The sequence below is a fragment of the Paenibacillus agilis genome, assembly GCF_007786455.1.
Lineage (GTDB): Bacteria > Bacillota > Bacilli > Paenibacillales > Paenibacillaceae > Paenibacillus_B > Paenibacillus_B agilis.
Genome location: NZ_VNJK01000003.1, coordinates 35485 through 55585, shown reverse-complemented (window position 1 = coordinate 55585; position 20101 = coordinate 35485). Strand labels below are relative to the sequence as shown.

The window sequence follows — 20101 nt, the reverse complement described above, 5'->3', positions numbered from 1 at the left end:
CACTGTGTCCGCCGCTGCCAGCTCTATCTCCACGACCGCCTTGTCCACCGCGGCCAGACTCGCGGCCGCCACGTCCAACATCACGGTTCTCTCCGCGACCGCGCTTCTTGCGCTCAAAGCCGAATTCACGGCCTTGGCGTCCGCTGCCAAAGCGTTGAGCTTGACCAACTAGTGCAAAGTCAATCGTATGGTCCTCCATATTGACGTTTGCAACCACAATACGTATTTCGTCACCGATACGGAACATTCGGGCTGTCCGCTCACCAAGCAGCATCATATGCTGTTCATGGAAATGGTAGTAGTCATCCGACAAATCGCTCAAACGGATTAAACCCTCGACCGTATTTTCAAGCTCAATAAACATACCGAAATTCGTTACGCTGCTGATAATCCCGTCGAACTCTTCCCCGACTTTATCAAGCATGAACTCCGCTTTCTTCAATTGCTCTGTATCACGTTCCGCGTCTACCGCAACCCGCTCTCGCTCAGATGATTGCTGAGCAACGTCAGGCATGCGCGCATGCAGCAGCTCATGACGCTTCTGTGTCAAAGAGCCTCCACTATCGGCTACTTCACGAATAATTCGATGGATAACCAAGTCCGGATAACGGCGAATCGGTGACGTAAAGTGGGAATAGAATTCCGCCGCCAAGCCAAAGTGGCCTGTACTTTCCGCATCATATTTCGCTTGACGCATCGAACGAAGCATCATCGTACTAATAACGGTCTGCTCACGCGTTCCTTGAATTTCTTCTAGCAACGATTGCAGCGCGCGCGGATGAACCGAATTGCCTTTACCGCGTACCGCATAACCAAAGTTCGCTGCGAATGACATAAACGTCAACAGCTTCTCACTGTCCGGATCTTCATGGATTCGGTACAAGAACGGTACGCGAAGCCAATGGAAATGCTCAGCTACTGTCTCATTTGCCGCAAGCATGAACTCCTCAATAATTTGCTCCGCGATCGAACGCTCACGCTTCACAATATCGATTGCTTTGCCTTCCTCATCTACAATGACCTTCGACTCTTGGAAGTCAAAGTCAATTGCACCGCGGCGCATACGTTTGCCACGCAGCTTCATCGCCAGTTCCTTCATTAACATGAAGTTATCGACAAGGTAAGAGTAACGCTCACACAGTTCTGGATCCTGATCCTCAACAATTTTACGGACATTATTGTACGTCATCCGTTCCACCGAGCGAATCACACTCGGAAATACATCATGCCGAACCACTTTCGCTTCTGCATCAAATTCCATTTCGCAGGACAGCGTTAAGCGATCCACATGCGGATGCAAGGAGCAAATCCCGTTCGATAATCGATGCGGCAGCATCGGAATAACACGATCAACGAGATACACACTACAGCCGCGCGCGTACGCTTCACGATCCAAGGCAGAGCCTTCTTGTACATAATAGCCTACATCAGCGATGTGCACGCCCAGCTTGTAGTTTCCATTCTCTAGACGCTCCACATAAACAGCGTCATCCAAGTCCTTCGCATCTTCACCATCAATTGTCACAATATTGAATCCGCGCAAGTCCCGACGGCCTTGGCTAATAATTTCCTCTTCCGAAATGGAATCCGGCACCGCTTCCGCTTCTGCCATTACTTCATCTGGGAATGCTTCTGGCAATTGATGCTTGCGAATTACGGATAGAATGTCCACACCTGGATCATTTTTGTGTCCAAGGACTTCTATAACTTCCCCTTGAGCTGCTGTTCGCCCTTCTGGATAGCTGACAATACGGACAACTACCTTCTGTCCACTTACCGCTCCTGCCATCGCTTCACGAGCAATAAAGATGTCGCGATTGATCCGACGATCATCGGGTACAACAAAACCAAATGACTCATGATTCTGAAATACACCTACAACTTGCTCAACTGCCCGTTTTACAATACGGACAATCTCCCCTTCCAAACGAGCACCATCATGGCCTTTGTTCGTCACACGAACGAGGATGGTATCTCCATTCATCGCGGACTGAAGATCATTCGCATGAATATATACGTCCGGATGGCCTGTCTCTTCTGGGATTAAAAACCCGAAGCCTTTTGCATGGGCCTGCAAGCGGCCGCGCAGCAAATTCATTCGTTCTGGCACCCCATAGCGATCCGTGCGTGTTCGAATGATATGTCCCGAATTTTCCAATTCGTTCAACGTCTTCAGAAAAGCCTTAAACTCCTTAGCATCCTCAATCTCAAAATGCTTTTCCAGCTCCTGATACGTCATCGGTTTGTATGCTGTTTCCTGCATAAATTCTAATATCTGCTGTGCCGTTATCATCTGTTGTTCACCTCACACTTGCTCCATCAACTTCCACAAGTATATTCATATATAACCTAGTATACACGAAATCAAATGCAGCCATCCCGGCGAATGGTATAAAGCTTATAAAAAGACGAATGCACGGGATCGTTTAACTAGCCATATCTCATCTTGATTCATTCAATGCAGCATTCAAAATGTACCCCTAGTGGTACACGCAACTGTGATGATTGTTCCCATTCACTCACTGCATCATACCTCACGGAGAATTATATCAATTCTATTATACATGCTTAATCATTCAACCACTCATTATTTACATGTGATGAATCCATTTTTGCACGCCTTCATAGCCTTTTCATAGCATAAAAAAACCTTAACCCGATCTAATCGGATTAAGGCTTCTTATATGTCATGTATTAGTTCTTCATGAAATAAGCAACGACAAGGGACAAAATAAAGAATCCAGCTGCCAATCCCATCGTCAAACGCTGCAAGAACAACTCAGCTCCGCGTGCTTTCGTCTTTCCAAATAAATGTTCAGCACCGCCGGAGATGGCGCCCGCTAGACCCGCACTCTTCCCTTGTTGTAGAAGTACCGTGCAAATCAATCCGATTGAAAAAATAACAAGCAATACAGTCAAAAATCCTTCCATGCTTCCACCTCCTAAGGTTGCCTATCACATCATAATTCGAAAGAGATAAGCCTATAAAAACAGTGTTTTTATTGTACCATATCCTTCAAAAGGTTACAAGCTCTGTAGCTTTGCGATTCCTTGAAGCTTGTCTCCTTCATTAGGGCTTTCTTATTGCTCTTCCCCATGCTCAGTCAAGCGTAAGGCATTGTGGCGCAATGGTCCAACGTACTGATTAAGTGCGAAGGAATGACGAATAGCTTCCGTAATGAAGCGCTTAGCTGCTGCCATACTTTCTTGTACTGTGAAGCCTTTAGCCAATTCTGCTGCAATTGCTGCAGAGTATGTGCAGCCTGCACCGTGCGTATACGTCGTTTCGATACGATCTGCTTCAAGAATTTCAAACGTGCTGCCGTCATATACAACGTCTACAGAAGTTGGCAAACCAATCTTCGATCCGCCCTTCACCACAACGTATTTCGCACCTAGTTCTTGAATACGTGCTGCAGCTTGCTTCATATCGTCTAGCGATTTGATCGGTCCTGTACCTGCTAATTGTGCCGCTTCAAACAAGTTTGGCGTTACAACCGTAGCCTTAGGTACGAGGATATCACGCAATGCATCATTTGTCTCTGGGTGCAGAGCCTCATCTTGGCCTTTGCAGATCATAACCGGATCGACAACAACGTTAGGAATGTTGTGCTTTTCAATGATACGTGCAGCAAGCTCAATAATGTCGATGGAACCAAGCATACCTGTCTTCATGCCGTCTACACCGATGGAAAGAATCGTTTTCAATTGTTCTTCCACTGTCGATAGTGCTATTGGAAACACACCATGCGCCCATTCTTTGTCAGGGTCCATGGTTACAACCGTTGTTAGAGCGGTCATACCAAATACGCCGCGCTCCTGAAATGTTTTCAAATCAGCTTGGATACCTGCGCCACCACTAGTATCAGAACCTGCCAATGTTAATACTTTACGAATTGGTTTTATTGCTGCCATGTTCGTTCTTCCCTTCAGTCATGTAATCAAATTGCGAGCTGTATTAGGCACACCATGGCTAGGTGTGTATTTGTCATACACGTATCATTACAAAATGGAAGCAATTTGTCCATACATTCCGCATGCTTGGTTATAATATGTATTTCCAGAATTCCAGCCTACTCTTTTATAATAATCGTCCCTGCATCTGTTTTAGCGCTCACACGGAATGTTCCATTATCGTCTGATACAGGAACTTTCACGTCACCCAATCCGGATTTGGCCTCATACTTTCCTTTAGCTCCTTGTGGAACCTCAATTTGGATCGCGCCCATATCCGACTTCACATCAACATCATGGGGCTGCTTCATCCCAAGATCCACACTACCTAAATCAAGTTTAATATTTACAGGATGTGTCGATTCCAAAATTTTTATTTCGCCATTATCAGATTCTAGCTTAATGGGAGAAGCGATTCTCTCAAATTCAGTAGAACCATTATCCAATTCTACGTTCATAGAACCACTGACGATATCGCTAGCACGCAATATACCATTATCCATTTGGAGCTCAATTTTCTCGAACTTACCACCCTTAAGATTGATATCTCCTAACTCCTGTTCAAGCTGTAGTTTGCGGAGTTCAAAATCGTCCTGCAAAGTAACAACAAAAGAATAACGATAATTATCGTACATACCTGATTCATCTAACTCAAAAATGATTTGTTCATTTTTAAGCTGGGTAGCTTCCATCAGTTCTCCTACACTAGGTGCCGTAAAAGCTTTCCAAGCAATCTCATTGCGATCCCCTTGTTTGAACTGAATGTCGACTTGACCAAGATCCGTATCAATAATAAGATCCTTCCAAGCTGGCGAATTTCCCATATGTATTACACCCTCATAGTTGCTACCTTCGAAATCATAGTTCTCTTCATCCCAAGCGAAAGTAGTTGAAGCTTCTACTATATCCTCTAAATCTTCCAATTTTTCAAATTGCTTATCAACATCCTCTAATATCGATTCAACTGTTGATGAGGCTACTACTTTTTCATTAGGTCCATCTATAAACCGATCAATACCGATGGATACTAATAGACCTCCACCCACCACGATAAGAGTAAATGCCGATAAAAGAGCAAGCAAAGATTTCTTAGCTTTCGGCTGGCCTAGGTTCTGAGGCGGATACTCCTCAGCAGAATAACTAGAATAATTATTAGAGTAGGAATAAGAATAATGTCGTGGTTCGTCGTCCGTTCGATTCATTTCTTGAAAGGCAGATAAGTCCGGGGCCTTGTAGGTAGGACCTACCGTTTCTTTCGCCATTTCAATCGGATCACCAAGCTCCTCTGCGATTTGCTCCTCCGTCTTGCCCTGCTGCTCACCATATATAAAATGAGCCTCCACTTCAGATATAAGATCAGATTGTACCTCTGGTGCTAGCTGTTGAGAATAGAATCGTAACAATGCCAAATACTCTTGCTTGTTCATCATTCAACCTCCGTCTCGTATGATTCGATTAACCTATTAATATTGGAAGCAAATACGCCCCATTCACGGACTAGCTGTTCCATATAAAACTTACCCTCTGGCGTAAGACGATAATATTTGCGCGGCGGCCCTTCTGTTGATTCCTGCAAATAAGTGGAGCAATGGCCATCGGCAACAAGCCTGCGCAGCACCGGGTATATAGCCCCTTCTGCTACTTCTACATGCTTGGATATGGTTTGCGCTAGCTCAAACCCATAACGATCCCTCTCTTGGATGAGCAACATAGCACATAAACCAAGTACTCCCTTTTTAAATTGAACAATTTCCTTCATCTATTTCTCCAACCTCAATCAGGATACCATTATCATTCAGTAGTAATCATTGAATAATAGTGGTTTTCCTTATTTTACATAAACAAATCCAAAAAAACAACTCCATAATTACTGCCTAATGTGTGCAAGCCTGAATTTGAATCGTCCAATCACTCTTTTTCTATTTAACATATTTTAAACTATCAATTACTGAGGAGTTGATTCATTTGGGTTTGGTAAGTGCGGTGCGTATTCTGGATAAAGCTACCTCGCAGCCGAGGAGTAGATTTAACCTAGGAAGTGCAACTACGATTAGACGTTCACCAGGAAGAACACAGTTGGCGACAATTCGAATTAGAATCCCATCTGTCAAATCTCAACCCAATCGAGTTGAATTAGTAGCATCTGTCGGTGTCAGAGGTGTTACCGGAATTGCTCAAGTCCTCTTTAGAATCTTCCGTGATGGACGAGAAATTTATAATACGCTCCAAGGGATTGAATCATCTGGTTCTGAGCAGAACTATATCGTTACCTTCCAAGCCATCGATAGAAATGTTAAATCAGGCAGCCATGTTTACACGGTAACCGCGGAAAATCAAACCGCTAACACAAAAGCCGTTATTGTCGGCCCAATTTCGTTTAGTGGGCTGGCTGTTAAAACAAGAAGCTAGAATCAATCGCTTCAGTTGCCGTTTCTTGCTGTTCAATCGTTACCAATTGACATATCTTACGTTCCTATTTCATACACCCCCACGAATAGTTTGTGGGGGTTACCCTACATGTCTCATTCATTACTTACACCAATAAGTGAGTTCCAACATACGATATTCCGTAAATGCTGATCCTACATTAGCTTCTCTTTCCCGTTACCTTATAAATACCTAGGGCAATCATCATTAGGAGAAGGAGGCTGTGACGTTGAAATATTTCTGGGAAGGATATATACATCCAATTCTTCGCCTTCTCCGACCACGCCACATCGTTGAGATTGGCAGTGCCCAAGGATGGAATACGCACAATTTGCTGCGTTATATTTCATTTAGCCGCCGTCGCCTTACGATTATCGATCCATCCCCTATGTTCGATGTCCAAGCTGTACAAGAACAACATGGAGAACGATTTCAGCCACTTTTAGATATAAGTTTGCATGCACTTCCAAAGATCGAACAATGTGATGTCGTGCTTATTGATGGCGATCATAACTGGTACACGGTTTATCATGAGCTTCAATTGCTAACGAAAATAGATCCGTTTCCTGTCGTTCTTTTTCATGACGTGGAATGGCCTTATGCGCGTAGAGATATGTATTACTTTCCTGAGACTATTCCAGAGACATTCCGCCACGAATACGCCAATCTTGGTGTAAGACGTGGGCATTCCCAACTTACAGAGGATGGAATGAACGCATCATTTTGCAATGCAATTACAGAAGGCGGAGCACGCAACGGTGTTCTAACGGCCGTGGAAGATTTCTTGCAACAAACAGAACTTCCTTTGTCTTATTATCACGTGGCAAAGCAATATGGATTAGGTATTCTTGTTGCAGGAGCTACTAGTCGGCAACGTCGCCTTATCGAGTATTTGAATAAACAACCCTCAATTGAACGCAGATAAATGAATGGAAAATGAATGCATATAAGAAGCGCATGAATGATTAGGCGCTACATCCCGTATATGCAAATAAGGGGCCGGCCCCATAAAGCAGATGAATCTGCTTTATGGGACAGCCCCTTATTATTTATAGATGCGCCGCTAACGTGGCAGCACCTTATTTTTTCAAGTTGTAGAAGGATTTCAAGCCGTCGTAGCGAGCTGCGCCACCCAATTGGTCTTCGATGCGAAGCAATTGGTTGTATTTCGCAACACGGTCCGTACGGGACGGAGCACCTGTTTTGATTTGACCAGCGTTAGTAGCAACCGCGATGTCAGCAATTGTGCTATCTTCGGACTCACCAGAACGGTGGGAGATAACTGCTGTGTAACCAGCGCGCTTAGCCATTTCGATAGCATCGAATGTTTCAGTCAATGTACCGATTTGGTTAACTTTGATCAAGATAGAGTTACCGATGCCTTGCTCAATACCTCTGCCTAGACGATCTGTGTTTGTAACGAACAAGTCGTCACCAACGAGTTGAACTTTGTCGCCCAATTTCTCAGTAAGCAACTTCCAACCATCCCAGTCATCTTCGGACATACCGTCTTCGATTGTGATGATTGGGTATTTATCAACCCAAGAAGCAAGAAGGTCAACATACTCAGCAGATGTGTAGGATTTGCCTTCGCCTGCAAGTGTGTATTTACCGTCTTTGTAGAACTCAGTGGAAGCAACGTCCATACCCAAGAAGATATCTTGACCTGGCTTGTAGCCAGCTGCTTCGATTGCTTCGATGATAACTTGAAGAGCTTCTTCGTTGGAACCAAGGTTAGGAGCGAATCCACCTTCGTCACCTACAGCTGTGTTCAAGCCTTTGCCTTTTAGTACAGACTTCAAGCTGTGGAAGATTTCTGCACCCATACGAAGTGCTTCTTTGAAGTTAGGAGCGCCAACTGGCAATACCATGAACTCTTGAACGTCGATGTTGTTGTCAGCGTGCTCACCACCGTTGATGATGTTCATCATTGGTACTGGCAATTGCTTAGCGTTGAATCCGCCAAGGTAAGTATACAAAGGAACTTGCAAAGCGTCAGCAGCTGCGCGAGCTACTGCCATGGATACTGCCAAGATAGCGTTAGCGCCGAGTTTGCCTTTGTTAGGCGTTCCGTCCAACTCGATCATAAGCTTGTCGATAGCAACTTGCTCAAGCGCGTCCATACCGATAATTTCTGGAGCGATGATGTCGTTTACGTTCTTAACTGCGTTCTCAACGCCTTTACCAACGTAACGATCTTTAGCGCCGTCACGAAGCTCAACTGCTTCGTGAGCACCAGTGGAAGCACCAGAAGGTACGATTGCACGACCGAAGCCGCCGTTCTCCAATTTGATTTCTACTTCTACAGTTGGGTTACCACGGGAGTCAAGGACTTCGCGTGCGTATGCATCAATAATCATAGTCATGATGAATTACATCTCCTTTTAACAATGAAATAGTATTTGTCGTCTATTGTAACATAATCTATATAAGCAAAGCATATACCTATAGGATCAGGGCCCTTTTGCTTAGCTTACTTCTTCAACAACGTGTTGCCTGTCATTTCAACTGGCTTTGGCAAGCTCAATAGCTCAAGCATCGTTGGCGCGATATCAGCCAAGATACCGTCTGCACGCAATTCAACATCGTTAGATGTAAGAATGAACGGAACTGGGTTCGTCGTATGCGCCGTATGAGGACGGCCATTCTCGTCGAATACCATATCTGCATTGCCGTGGTCAGCTGTAATGATTGCTACGCCGCCTTTAGCTAGTACTGCTTCAACAACTTTGCCCATGCACTCATCTGTTACTTCAACTGCCTTGATCGTTGGCTCAAGCATTCCGGAGTGCCCAACCATATCAGGGTTAGCGAAGTTCAAAATAATTGCATCGAACTGATCAGAGTTGATTTCGTTTACAGCAGCTTCCGCTACCTCGTAAGCGCTCATCTCTGGTTGCAAATCATAAGTCGCAACTTTTGGAGAATTGATCAACACGCGCTTCTCACCTGGCAATTCGACGTCTCGACCACCACTGAAGAAGAAGGTTACGTGCGGGTATTTCTCCGTTTCCGCAATGCGGAGCTGCTTCTTGCCATGCTGTACAAGTACTTCACCGAACGTGTTATCCAATTCTTTCGGCTTGTAAGCTACGAATCCACCGACTGTCTCTGAGAAGAGCGTCAAGCAGACGAAGTACAATCCTGTAGGATGGTTCTCTCCACGGTCAAAGCCTTGGAAATCACTGTTCGTGAACACTTGTGACAACTGGATAGCACGGTCAGGTCGGAAGTTCAGGAATACAACCGCATCCTCGCTCTTCACAAGACCAACCGGTTGATCCTGCTCATCTACGATGACTGTCGGCATTACGAACTCATCGAAGATCGATTGCTCATAAGACTTCTTCACCGCTTCGATTGGATCATGGTATTTAGGTCCATCAGCGTATACCATTGCACGGTAGGACTTCTCCAAACGCTCCCAGCGCTTGTCACGATCCATCGCATAGTAGCGACCTTGTACCGTAGCAATTTTACCTACGCCAATTTCTTCAATCTTCGCTTTCAACTGCTCAAGGTAGCCAATAGCGCTGTCAGGCGCTACGTCACGTCCATCAAGGAATGCATGAATGTAAACTTCCTCCAAGCCTTCCTTCTTGCACAGATCAAGCATCGCAAACGTGTGGTCAATATGACTGTGAACGCCGCCATCAGACAACAAGCCGTAAATATGAAGCGCCTTGTTGTTTGCTTTCGCATACTTCACTGCTCCGATAAGTGTTTGGTTATCGTAGAATTCACCTTCGCGAATCGACTTTGTAATACGAGTCAAATCTTGATATACGATGCGGCCTGCACCAATATTCAAGTGTCCTACTTCTGAGTTACCCATTTGCCCTTCCGGCAAACCTACTGCTTCACCGCAAGCGACTAGCGTAGTGTTCGGGTATTGGCTCATGTAGCGGTCATAGTTTGGCTTCTTCGCTTGAGCTACTGCATTACCTTCTGCAGTACCACGAAGACCGAAGCCGTCCATAATAATAAGAGCTACAGGTCTAGGTGCGGACATCTTACTTCGCTCCCTCCACCAATGCGATGTACGAAGCAGGCTGTAAGCTTGCGCCTCCTACCAATGCGCCATCGATGTCGCTCTCGGACATATATTCACGTACGTTCTCAGGCTTAACGCTGCCGCCGTATTGAATGCGTACTGCTTGTGCTACTTCTTCGTTGTAAAGGCCAGTTACCACGCTGCGGATGTAGCTGATTGTCTCGTTTGCATCTGCTGCTGTAGAGGACTTACCAGTACCGATCGCCCAGATTGGCTCATAAGCGATAACAACTTGTTTCGCTTGCTCAGCGGACAAGCCTTTGAAAGCCTCTTCCGTTTGCACGCGGCATACGTCGTTTGTCTTACCAGATTCACGCTCTTCAAGGGACTCGCCCACACATACGATCGGAGTCAAGCCATGACGGAATGCTGCATGCGTCTTCTTGTTCACGATTTCGTCTGTTTCAGCGAAGTATGCACGACGCTCGGAATGTCCGATGATCACGTAGTGTACACCAAGATCTTTAAGCATTGCGCCGCTGATCTCACCTGTGAATGCACCGGAATCTTCGAAGTGAAGGTTTTGTGCACCGATTTTGATGGAAGTACCTTTAACTGCTTCAACAAGCGCTGGCAAGTTCGTGAAAGGTGCGCAAATTACGCTCTCAACACCTTCTACTTCTGCTTTACCTTTTGCTTCTGTAATGAAGTCAGTTGCTTCGGATACTGTTTTGAACATCTTCCAGTTTCCTGCGATGATTGGTTGTCTCATTGAATTACACTCCTTTAGCCGTGGATGGCATAACTAACTACATGGATAGCTATACCGCCTACAGAAAGTAACGTCTAGCTAGTAAGTCTTAGAGGCTTATATTCGCCCTAGACCGTCTTATTTATCGTTCAATGCCACTACGCCTGGCAATACTTTGCCTTCCATAAACTCAAGGGAAGCTCCGCCGCCTGTGGAGATGTGGTCCATTTTGTCTTTCAAGTTGAACTTCTCAACTGCAGCTGCGGAATCGCCGCCGCCGATGATTGTGTAAGCACTTGTCTCTGCACAAGCATCCGCTACTGCACGAGTACCGTGGGAGAATGGCTCGATTTCGAATACGCCCATTGGTCCGTTCCATACAACAAGCTTGGAGTTCTTGATAACGTCAGCATAGATTTCACGAGTTTTAGGTCCGATGTCGATACCTTCCCAATCTGCTGGCATACCCGTTACATCAACAATTTGTGTGTTAGCATCTGCACTGAAATCATCCGTAACTACAACGTCTACTGGTAGGTACAAGTTTTTGCCAAGCTCTTTTGCTTTTTCGATAAAGCCAAGAGACTCTTGCAACTTGCTCTCATCCAACAAAGATTTACCGATCTCGTGACCTTGTGCTTTGAAGAATGTATAAGTTAAGCCGCCACCGATAATTACGTTGTCAGCAATCTCAAGCATTTTGTTGATAACATCGATTTTGTCCTTAACTTTGGAACCACCAACGATTGCTGTAAATGGACGCTCTGGGTTGGAAAGAGCTTTACTAAGAACGCTCAATTCTTTCTCCATAAGAAGACCAGCTACTGCAGGAAGAAGCTTCGCGATACCTTCTGTAGAAGCGTGTGCACGGTGTGCTGCGCCGAATGCATCGTTTACGAATACGTCAGCCAAGGCTGCGAATTCTTGTGCCAATGCAGGATCGTTTTTCTCTTCGCCAGCGTGGAAACGAACGTTTTCCAATACAACAACGTCACCGTTTTCCATTTTAGCAATTTCAGCTTGAACGTTAGCGCCGATAGACTCATCAAGCTTCTTAACAGGCTTACCAAGCAATTCGCTTAAACGAGTTGCTGCTGGAGTCAAACGCATGGATTCAACAACTTCACCTTTAGGACGACCCATGTGGCTTGCAAGAATAACTTTAGCGCCATTTTCGATCAAGAACTTGATTGTTGGAAGCGTTTCTTGGACGCGAGTATCATCTGTAATTACGCCGTTATCCAAAGGTACGTTGAAGTCTACACGCACGAATACGCGTTTGCCGTTCACTTCGATATCTTTTACGCTCAATTTATTCATCTCTTTATCCTCCTAATTCAAGGGCAATTTAGCTGCTGCACTTTGTACGGTTCTATGTGTTCGTCCTTTATTGGACGTATCTATATCTAGCTTTTATTGCACGGTTCTATCACAATTCTATTTGTACGGTTCTATTTTATCTCTATATAGGATACTTCTCTATTCTGTCTATCTGTTGTGGTACACAGTATGGTTTCTTACTTGTCGTTCTGTTCTATGGTTTCTCTACACTTTTATATCTATATCTATCTGTATATCTATATCTGATTATTTCTTTTCACGACCGATATTCATAATCATTCTATATATAAGGTTATGAGTGGATAGCCCCATCAGCCCATCCTTGGTCATTTGGTATATTACGGTTCGGTTATGGTTGGTTGTATCAAATAGGCTCTTAAAACTCTCTCCAATTAACCAAAGAGGAGACCTAAACGGTTACTCCTCTTTGATTGTCTGGCTTATGGAATTAAAGACCTTTTTTAGCGATGTAAGCAGCCAAGTCTACAACGCGGTTGGAGTAGCCCCACTCGTTGTCGTACCAGGAAACAACTTTAACCATGTTTCCGCCGATTACCATCGTTGTCAAAGCATCGATAGTGGAGGAAGCTGGGTCACCATTGTAGTCGCTGGATACCAATGGCTCTTCGGAGTAGTTCAAGATACCTTTCAAAGGACCTTCAGCTGCTTCTTTAAGAGCTGCGTTTACTTCTTCAACTGTTACGTCTTGCTTAAGTTCTACTACCAAGTCAGTTACAGAAACGTTAGGTGTAGGAACACGCATGGACATACCGTTCAATTTACCAGCCAACTCTGGCAATACCAAGCTTACAGCTTTAGCAGCACCAGTTGTGGAAGGAATGATGTTCTCAGCAGCTGCACGAGCACGACGCAAGTCTTTGTGCGGCAAGTCAAGAACGGATTGGTCATTCGTGTAGGAATGAATTGTGTTCATCATACCTTTTTCGATACCGAACTTATCGTTCAATACTTTAGCGAATGGCGCCAAGCAGTTCGTTGTGCAAGAAGCGTTAGAGATGATTGTGTGGCTAGCTGCATCGTATTTATCTTCGTTAACGCCCATAACGATAGTGATGTCTTCGTTAGTAGCTGGAGCGGAGATAATTACTTTTTTAGCGCCGCCTTTCAAGTGAAGCTCAGCTTTGTCTTTCGCTGTGAAGATACCAGTGGACTCAACAACGATTTCAACGCCATTAGCTCCCCAAGGAAGGTTCTCTGGGTTGCGCTCTGCAAATACTTTAACTTCTTTGCCGTTTACTACAAGCGCGCCTTCTTTAGCTTCAACTGTAGCATCAAGAACACCGTGTGTAGTGTCATATTTCAAAAGGTGTGCAAGTGTTTTAACGTCTGTCAAATCGTTAATTGCTACGATTTCAACCTCTGCGTTGTTAAGAGCTGCACGGAATACGTTACGACCGATACGACCAAAACCGTTAATACCAACTTTAACCATTGATGATTCCTCCCATTTCCCTGTTAAGGATGTAAGTATTATCTATTGTTCAAGACGGCTCTTAGGCTCGTCGAGACCACATGCTTGCACGATGGCAGCCGCTGCTGCTTCATCGATGATCAAAATATCTTCGTGACCAAACTCCAGCACAGCCATAATGGCATCAGCCTTACTCTTGCCGCCTGCTACTGCAATGACGACCTCAGTTCTTGAGATATCCTCAAGCCGCAAGCCCAATGTCAGCATCTTGTGCACCACTTTACCTTCACGATCGAAATAATAACCGAACGCTTCTGCTAATGCTCCACCCTGCTGAATCTGCTCAATAACGGCAGCATCCATATGTCTTCTTCTTGCCATGACCAAGGCATCGCCAATGCCATGAAGAATAATTCGTGCTTGTCGAATGAGTCCTAAAATATCTCGAATATTTGGTTCATATCTAAGCGACTGATACGCTTCCTCACTTAGCAAGTCCGGTACATGCAGCAATCGATATTGCGCTCCGAACTGCTTCGCCATCTTGGAAGCAATCGTATTCGCTTGGTACTCCAAGCTTTCGCCTAAGCCACCTCGGGCTGGTACAAACCAATTGCCCTTGTGAGATGTCGAACCTGTCATTTGCTCTGCCACTGCAGCAAGCGTTGATCCGCCAGTAACCGCAATGACATCGTCATGTCTCATCTCACGATTCAACACATCACAGGCAGCTCGCCCTAATTCCTGCTTCACCACAGGTGATTGTTCGGAGTCTCCGGGAATGACGATAACTTGCTTAAGGCCGAACTTCTGCTGAATTGCTTCTTCTAAATGCCTCATGCCAAGAATTTCTCGCATTAATGGTTCCATCTGTCTAAGGAGCTTACGTCCTTGCTCGCTAATCCGCATGCCTGCTGTCTCTGTCTCGATAAGGCCTTGTGCCTTTAGAAGATCAGTTTCTGCTCGTAACACGCGCTCAGTCATTTGCAAAGATGAAGCTAACGTTCGGCGACCAATGACATCAGACATCATAATCTCATGCAGGATCGCGTAGCGCTTTTTCAATAGTTCCATCAGATCAGGCAGAAGTTGTTTGTTTATTTCTAGCCATTCACGCATTTCTTTCACTCCGTACTCCTCGGAACTATGTTAGATGGTTGAAAGGACTGCCCCACTTCGTCCGGGACTCAATTCGTCCCGCGTGAGCATTTTTCGTCCCACCATCATTTTACCGAAGATTACGGTAACTTGCAAGTATCCCGCATCTATAATGGGCAATTGGACAAGATCTTATACATATAGCGCTCTTCGGGCTTGTCCTAGTTCATCGGCGTCAATCTTTTTTCCTTAAAAAAATACATGCCAAATCAAATGGCGCAATCCATGTATCTAAGTTAGTAAACGAAACTCATAATTTTGCACCAATCCAATTACAGGCAGATTTTCAGAATAAAATACTCAGCTTTCTCACATATGCATCGCAAGGTTACATTTCGCGACTCATATATCTTCATTCCACCATTGCCCCGTATTACTTGCTTTCATCCAAAGGCATAGTCTATACTTAACAATTGTGAATGACCGTCAGTCATTTTACTTGGAGGTGTTCCATTAATGAATCGAAAAAAGGAAGAAAAGCACAGCGCACTGCTTCATGCAGCAATCGATCTCGTACGAGAGAAAGGATTTCAACAAACCTCTGTCGGCGACATCGTAAAACGTGCAGGAGTCGCACAAGGAACGTTCTATATTTACTTCTCTACTAAAAATGATCTGGTACCTGCAATTGCGGACTATATTTTGCAACAAGCACTAGCGCAAATCATATCACGTACAGAACAAGCCCAAATGCTAACGGACAAGATCAAGGTTATGATTGATGTAAGTTTTGAAATGGCTGACGAATTTCAGGAAGTCATTTTATTCTGCTACTCTGGCCTTGCTTATCATCATTCATTTCCTCGCTGGGAGCAAATTTACGACCCGTATTATGCTTGGTTTAGCGAGCAAATTAAAGAAGCAGCACACCGTGGCGAAGCTGCGGAAGGTTCTCATGAACTCACAATCGTACGCATGCTAATTAACATGATGGAGCAAACTGCGGAGACGGCGCACTTTGTAGACAAGCAGCAAGGCGTTGCTCAAATGGAACCGCTGAAAGCTCAGCTTCTTCTTGTTATGAGCCGCGCACTTGGTATACAGCAGCCTTAATTTGAACAGACACAATATGCGCTTTACCCAAACGAACCAGCTAGACTACCAACAACTAGAAGAAAGGGAAGTGCATATAAATGGCTTGGATACTCGTTATCATTGCAGGGGCCTTAGAGATCATTTGGGCCTCTGGACTTAAATATGCATCATCAACAATGGAATGGATCGGCGTATTTGCTCTCATTGCCATCAGCTTCATTTTGCTGATTCAAGCGTATAAGCGTATTCCGGTTGCTATTGCCTATACGGTATTCGTAGGTATCGGTACTGTTGGGACATATGCGATTGGCGTATATTTAGGGGAACCTTACAGCTTTGCGCAAATCTTATTTTTAATCATTCTCCTTACAGGAATTGTGGGCATGAAGCTCTCGACAACTGAGAAGGGAGAGGCTAGCTAATGGCTTGGTTATTACTCGTAATTGCAGGTTTAGAGGAAATCGTGTCCGTCATCGCAATGAAATACATTGATGGCTTCAAAAAGAAAACACCGCTTATCGTGATGACGATCGGTATCGCCCTTTCCTTCTATTGCCTTACTCAGGCGATGCTCGTCATCCCCGCTGGTGTCGCTTATGCAGTATGGGCAGGAATTGGTTCTGTAGGGATTACGCTGGTCAGTATTTTCTGGTTCAAAGAAAAATACAACCGTACACAACTTATGTTCCTTTTATGTATCGTTATAGGTATTATCGGAATGAAGATGACTACCTCGTAATGTACATCTAACAATATACTAGGTGCCTCGTTCAGTCCGTATTCATATGAAAGCAGTTGCGCAATTAAGTATCTTGTTTTATAATATTCCTTGCATCATTTTTTAGGGCGAGCGCCCGTGGTCCAATGGATATGACGTAGGCCTCCGGAGCCTGAGATCAAGGTTCGATTCCTTGCGGGCGCGCCATTTCTTGAACACTTGAAGCCCTGATATGAAGTACGCATACGCATAATTAGAGCTATTTTATATGAGAAGGAATAAACATCTTGGTTTACGCTGTACAACAGCTGTGGAATCAGGATGTTTTTTTCATACAAAAAGTTTGACCATCTTTGACTTTTAATTTGAATTTGAGTATAGTTAATGAAGAGGCGTTTAAGGGTACATATTTGTTGTTGCATATCCGCTTATATGAACGCTTCAATCCGTTAATAATGATTCAATGAGCATAATGCCACTACAGTGGCACATGCATTGTGAGGAGGGGTTAGACGTGAGTTATATTCCTATGGTTGTGGAACAAACGAATCGAGGGGAACGCGCCTACGATATTTATTCCCGCTTGTTGAAAGACCGTATTATTTTCTTGGGATCAGGTGTTAACGACGTCGTAGCGAACGCGATTATCGCTCAGCTGCTGTTCTTGGAAGCAGATGACCCAGAGAAAGACATTCACTTATACATTAACAGCCCTGGTGGCTCGATTACAGCCGGTATGGCGATATTTGATACGATCCAGCACATCAAGCCGAATGTTTCAACGATTTGTGTTGGTATGGCTGCTTCGATGGGAGCGTTCCTGCTTGCCGCTGGTGAGAAAGGCAAACGCTTCGCGCTTCCTAACAGCGAAGTGATGATTCATCAACCTTTGGGTGGCGCAGAAGGCCAAGCAAGCGATATTGAGATTCGCGCTCGTCGCATCTTGAAGATGCGCGATAAGCTGAATCATATCTTGGCTGAGCGTACAGGCCAGCCGCTAGAGCGTGTTGAGCGCGACACAGATCGCGACTACTTCATGAGCGCAGCAGAGGCATTGGAATATGGCCTTGTTGATAAAGTTCTCGAAAAGCCGCCAGCTGCTCCAACGAAATAAGAATGAGTGAATCCCCTTTCGAATAGAAAGGGGATTTTTCGTAGCATACACTTTATTATGAAAACAAAAAGAGCGGCTTATCACCCTATTTGGTAACAAGCCGCTCTTTCACTTATATGAAATACATAAGATTAATATAGCTTAATTTAGCCGATAAACATTTGTACCCATGCACCGTTGTAGTAGCCTACACCGATCTTTGTGTAACCGTCTTTCATGATGTTTTGACGGTGACCTGGGCTGTTCATCCAGTCTTTCATAACTTCTTCCGCAGAGCGTTGACCTTTAGCGATGTTCTCACCAGCTGTGTTGTAAGAAACACCTTGGGAACGCATCATATCGAACGGAGAACCGTAAGTTGGAGAATTGTGATCGAAGTAGTTGTTATCGATCATGTCTTTTGCTTTCAAATGAGCAACTTGAGACAACTTCTCATCATATTTCAATGCAGGCAAACCTGCTTTTGCACGTTCTTTGTTCACCAATTCAACAACTTGCTGTACGTTGGAGCTTGCTTCTGTACCTTGGTTACCGTTGTTGTTTTCCGGCTTCGTTGGTGTTGTTGGCTTAGATGGTTGTTGCGGTTTTGTTTCTGGCTTGCTTGGTTTTTCTGGTTGTGGCTTCGGCTTTTCTGGCTGTGGTTTCGGTTTCTCTGGTTGCGGTTGTGGCTTCGGCTTGTTAGCTTCAGGCTTGTTCACAACAATGTTCCAGTTCGGGAACCACTTGGAAAGCAACTCGTTCAAGTCGGTCATAGAGTTACCGTTAACAACGATAGTTTGACCTTTTACGTTTGTATTAACTGCTGGTGCTGGGCACTCTGGTGCAGCTGCTGCTGTACCTACAGACAATACTGGAGTAAGTGCCAAAGCTCCTACTACCACTAGTTTATGGACGTGCTTAAATGGTTTCTTCAAAAATATTCTCTCCCTTTGTAGCCTACGAGGTTAGCTGACGGGTTCGGGGAAAGAGACTCCCCTATCGCTTATGCGGTTCACCCCATTGGTGGTTCCCCCGCGCCCTATGGGCTTCGGCTTGTTTTTTTCTTACAACAAAAATAGTAACATAATTGTAACCAGAGATCATTTAAAAGTTATTGTAATAGTTTGAAAAAGATTACAAATAGTTCGATCCATTTTTCACGAAACCACTCTTTTTTTCTAATAATTTCTAATATATTTAAACTAATTTTCATTAAGGCAAACTATTCTATAAACAAAAAAATGCCGTACCACCTCGAGGGTGATACGGCCATATATATGTTCTAGGGGTAAACTGTAAACCATGAGAAAAGATGAAACGGATACTCCTTGTCCAACGGACAAGCCGTTGTGTCAAGGTTATGAAGTCGTGCGGCAGCCCTCCTTTGCTCTACTCATCTGTCATTCGGTCCACTATCAGAATAACGTTGCTAGATTAAACGAATCTGAGCGAAACCTTAAAATCAGATAAAATCAGACTGGACGACTTTTATCTCTATGATTTACGTAGCTTCACTTCAGCAAGCAGTTGCTCTGCAAGCAAGCCTAGGCCGTTGGCTGTGCGCTCTTCTGAAACTTGTCCCTCTTCGTTAAACACATTCGGATCAGCGATAATTTGATGAGGCAGTGCGTTCACATACAGCGAGCGCAGCACGGTTCTCAAGTTGTTCAATGCGTTAATACCGCCCTTGCCTCCGCCAGCTGTCGCAGCGATTGCGCATGGTTTACCTGAGAAGTCCTTCCCGCTTAGAAAATCTAGTGCATTCTTCAAAGCTCCACTCATAGCTCCATGATATTCTGGTGTACAGATGACAAAGCCATCTGCTTCATGAACCTGTTCTACAAGTTTACGCACGTTTTCAAGCTCATACTGAGACTGATCATACTCATAAATCGGAAGCTTATCCGTGTTGAGATCGAACACATTACAAGTAGCACCCGCTGCCACTAATTGTTCCTGCAAATGGCGTACGACTTTGCTAGAATTAGAGCCTTTGCGGGGACTTCCTGATATTAATAGTATTTGAGTCATGGTAACACTCCTTCTGTCAGCATCGCTAAAAATGTGGATACTTTATCCATTTCATTCTATTATATATGAAACCAAGCAATTGTCACTGCTAGAATAACGCGAGTAGAAACAAAGGCCAACTGGCTGGCCCCATTCTGCATCTTTTACCAGATCCATGTAAACAAAAA

General features: G+C 44.6%; 18 protein-coding genes, 1 tRNA gene, 1 pseudogene and 1 riboswitch. Of the genes and pseudogenes, 7 read left to right on the top strand and 13 right to left on the bottom strand.

What is annotated here, in order from left to right:
* Positions 1-16: 16 nt before the first annotated feature.
* The 5 genes and pseudogenes from rnr to FPZ44_RS19255 form a co-directional block, all read right to left on the bottom strand.
* Positions 17-2293: pseudogene (gene rnr / locus FPZ44_RS19275) on the bottom strand (ribonuclease R); the annotation flags it as partial.
* 401 nt (positions 2294-2694) lie between these two features.
* Positions 2695-2931 (bottom strand): preprotein translocase subunit SecG, encoded by a 237-nt coding sequence (secG, locus tag FPZ44_RS19270; protein WP_144992871.1) that lies wholly within the window; start codon positions 2929-2931, stop codon positions 2695-2697.
* A 150-nt stretch (positions 2932-3081) separates the two neighbouring features.
* Positions 3082-3915, bottom strand: coding sequence for a pyridoxine/pyridoxal/pyridoxamine kinase (gene pdxK, locus FPZ44_RS19265; protein ID WP_186786148.1), 834 nt, complete (start codon positions 3913-3915; stop codon positions 3082-3084).
* 158 nt (positions 3916-4073) lie between these two features.
* Positions 4074-5384 carry a DUF4097 family beta strand repeat-containing protein gene (locus tag FPZ44_RS19260; RefSeq protein ID WP_144992869.1) on the bottom strand — a complete coding sequence of 437 codons (1311 nt, stop codon included), beginning with the start codon at positions 5382-5384 and terminating at the stop codon, positions 4074-4076.
* On the bottom strand, positions 5381-5713 hold the full coding sequence (locus FPZ44_RS19255) for a PadR family transcriptional regulator (protein ID WP_144992867.1): 333 nt from the start codon (positions 5711-5713) through the stop codon (positions 5381-5383). The genes FPZ44_RS19260 and FPZ44_RS19255 overlap by 4 nt, the downstream gene beginning before the upstream one ends.
* A gap of 206 nt (positions 5714-5919) precedes the next feature.
* On the opposite strand from FPZ44_RS19255, the gene FPZ44_RS19250 reads away from it, so the two are divergent.
* Positions 5920-6363 (top strand): exosporium protein C, encoded by a 444-nt coding sequence (locus FPZ44_RS19250; RefSeq protein WP_272482995.1) that lies wholly within the window; start codon positions 5920-5922, stop codon positions 6361-6363.
* A 247-nt stretch (positions 6364-6610) separates the two neighbouring features.
* Positions 6611-7306, top strand: coding sequence for a class I SAM-dependent methyltransferase (locus FPZ44_RS19245; RefSeq protein ID WP_144992865.1), 696 nt, complete (start codon positions 6611-6613; stop codon positions 7304-7306).
* A gap of 154 nt (positions 7307-7460) precedes the next feature.
* Here the strand turns inward: FPZ44_RS19245 and eno are convergent, their stop codons facing one another.
* The 6 genes from eno to FPZ44_RS19215 form a co-directional block, all read right to left on the bottom strand.
* Complete coding sequence (eno, locus tag FPZ44_RS19240; protein WP_144992863.1) at positions 7461-8747, bottom strand: phosphopyruvate hydratase; 1287 nt, start codon at positions 8745-8747, stop codon at positions 7461-7463.
* A gap of 107 nt (positions 8748-8854) precedes the next feature.
* Positions 8855-10393: a 2,3-bisphosphoglycerate-independent phosphoglycerate mutase gene (gene gpmI / locus FPZ44_RS19235; protein ID WP_144992861.1), complete on the bottom strand. Its 1539-nt coding sequence runs from the start codon at positions 10391-10393 to the stop codon at positions 8855-8857.
* Between the two features lies 1 nt (position 10394).
* Positions 10395-11147, bottom strand: coding sequence for a triose-phosphate isomerase (tpiA, locus tag FPZ44_RS19230; protein ID WP_144992859.1), 753 nt, complete (start codon positions 11145-11147; stop codon positions 10395-10397).
* A gap of 117 nt (positions 11148-11264) precedes the next feature.
* Positions 11265-12446 (bottom strand): phosphoglycerate kinase, encoded by a 1182-nt coding sequence (locus tag FPZ44_RS19225; RefSeq protein WP_144992857.1) that lies wholly within the window; start codon positions 12444-12446, stop codon positions 11265-11267.
* A gap of 469 nt (positions 12447-12915) precedes the next feature.
* Positions 12916-13920, bottom strand: coding sequence for a type I glyceraldehyde-3-phosphate dehydrogenase (gene gap, locus FPZ44_RS19220; protein WP_028594400.1), 1005 nt, complete (start codon positions 13918-13920; stop codon positions 12916-12918).
* Between the two features lie 42 nt (positions 13921-13962).
* Positions 13963-15018 carry a sugar-binding transcriptional regulator gene (locus tag FPZ44_RS19215; RefSeq protein ID WP_144993670.1) on the bottom strand — a complete coding sequence of 352 codons (1056 nt, stop codon included), beginning with the start codon at positions 15016-15018 and terminating at the stop codon, positions 13963-13965.
* A gap of 495 nt (positions 15019-15513) precedes the next feature.
* Here FPZ44_RS19215 and FPZ44_RS19210 point away from each other — a divergent pair, with 495 nt between their 5' ends.
* From FPZ44_RS19210 to clpP, 5 genes are all read left to right on the top strand, one after another.
* Positions 15514-16110, top strand: coding sequence for a TetR/AcrR family transcriptional regulator (locus tag FPZ44_RS19210; protein ID WP_144992855.1), 597 nt, complete (start codon positions 15514-15516; stop codon positions 16108-16110).
* 80 nt (positions 16111-16190) lie between these two features.
* Positions 16191-16514, top strand: coding sequence for a DMT family transporter (locus FPZ44_RS19205; protein ID WP_144992853.1), 324 nt, complete (start codon positions 16191-16193; stop codon positions 16512-16514).
* On the top strand, positions 16514-16831 hold the full coding sequence (locus FPZ44_RS19200) for a DMT family transporter (RefSeq protein ID WP_144992851.1): 318 nt from the start codon (positions 16514-16516) through the stop codon (positions 16829-16831). Before FPZ44_RS19205 ends, FPZ44_RS19200 begins: the two co-directional genes overlap by 1 nt.
* 111 nt (positions 16832-16942) lie before the next feature.
* A tRNA-Arg gene (locus tag FPZ44_RS19195) sits at positions 16943-17017 on the top strand.
* Positions 17018-17324: 307 nt separating this feature from the next.
* Complete coding sequence (gene clpP / locus FPZ44_RS19190; RefSeq protein WP_144992849.1) at positions 17325-17924, top strand: ATP-dependent Clp endopeptidase proteolytic subunit ClpP; 600 nt, start codon at positions 17325-17327, stop codon at positions 17922-17924.
* Positions 17925-18070: 146 nt separating this feature from the next.
* Here the strand turns inward: clpP and FPZ44_RS19185 are convergent, their stop codons facing one another.
* A complete protein-coding gene (locus FPZ44_RS19185) occupies positions 18071-18838 on the bottom strand; it encodes a CAP domain-containing protein (protein ID WP_261378431.1) in 768 nt (255 codons plus the stop codon).
* A 4-nt stretch (positions 18839-18842) separates the two neighbouring features.
* Positions 18843-18967, bottom strand: a riboswitch (cyclic di-AMP (ydaO/yuaA leader).
* A gap of 430 nt (positions 18968-19397) precedes the next feature.
* The gene (locus FPZ44_RS19180) at positions 19398-19934 is read right to left on the bottom strand and encodes an NADPH-dependent FMN reductase (RefSeq protein ID WP_144992847.1); all 537 of its coding nucleotides are present in this window, start codon (positions 19932-19934) and stop codon (positions 19398-19400) included.
* Positions 19935-20101 lie beyond the last annotated feature (167 nt).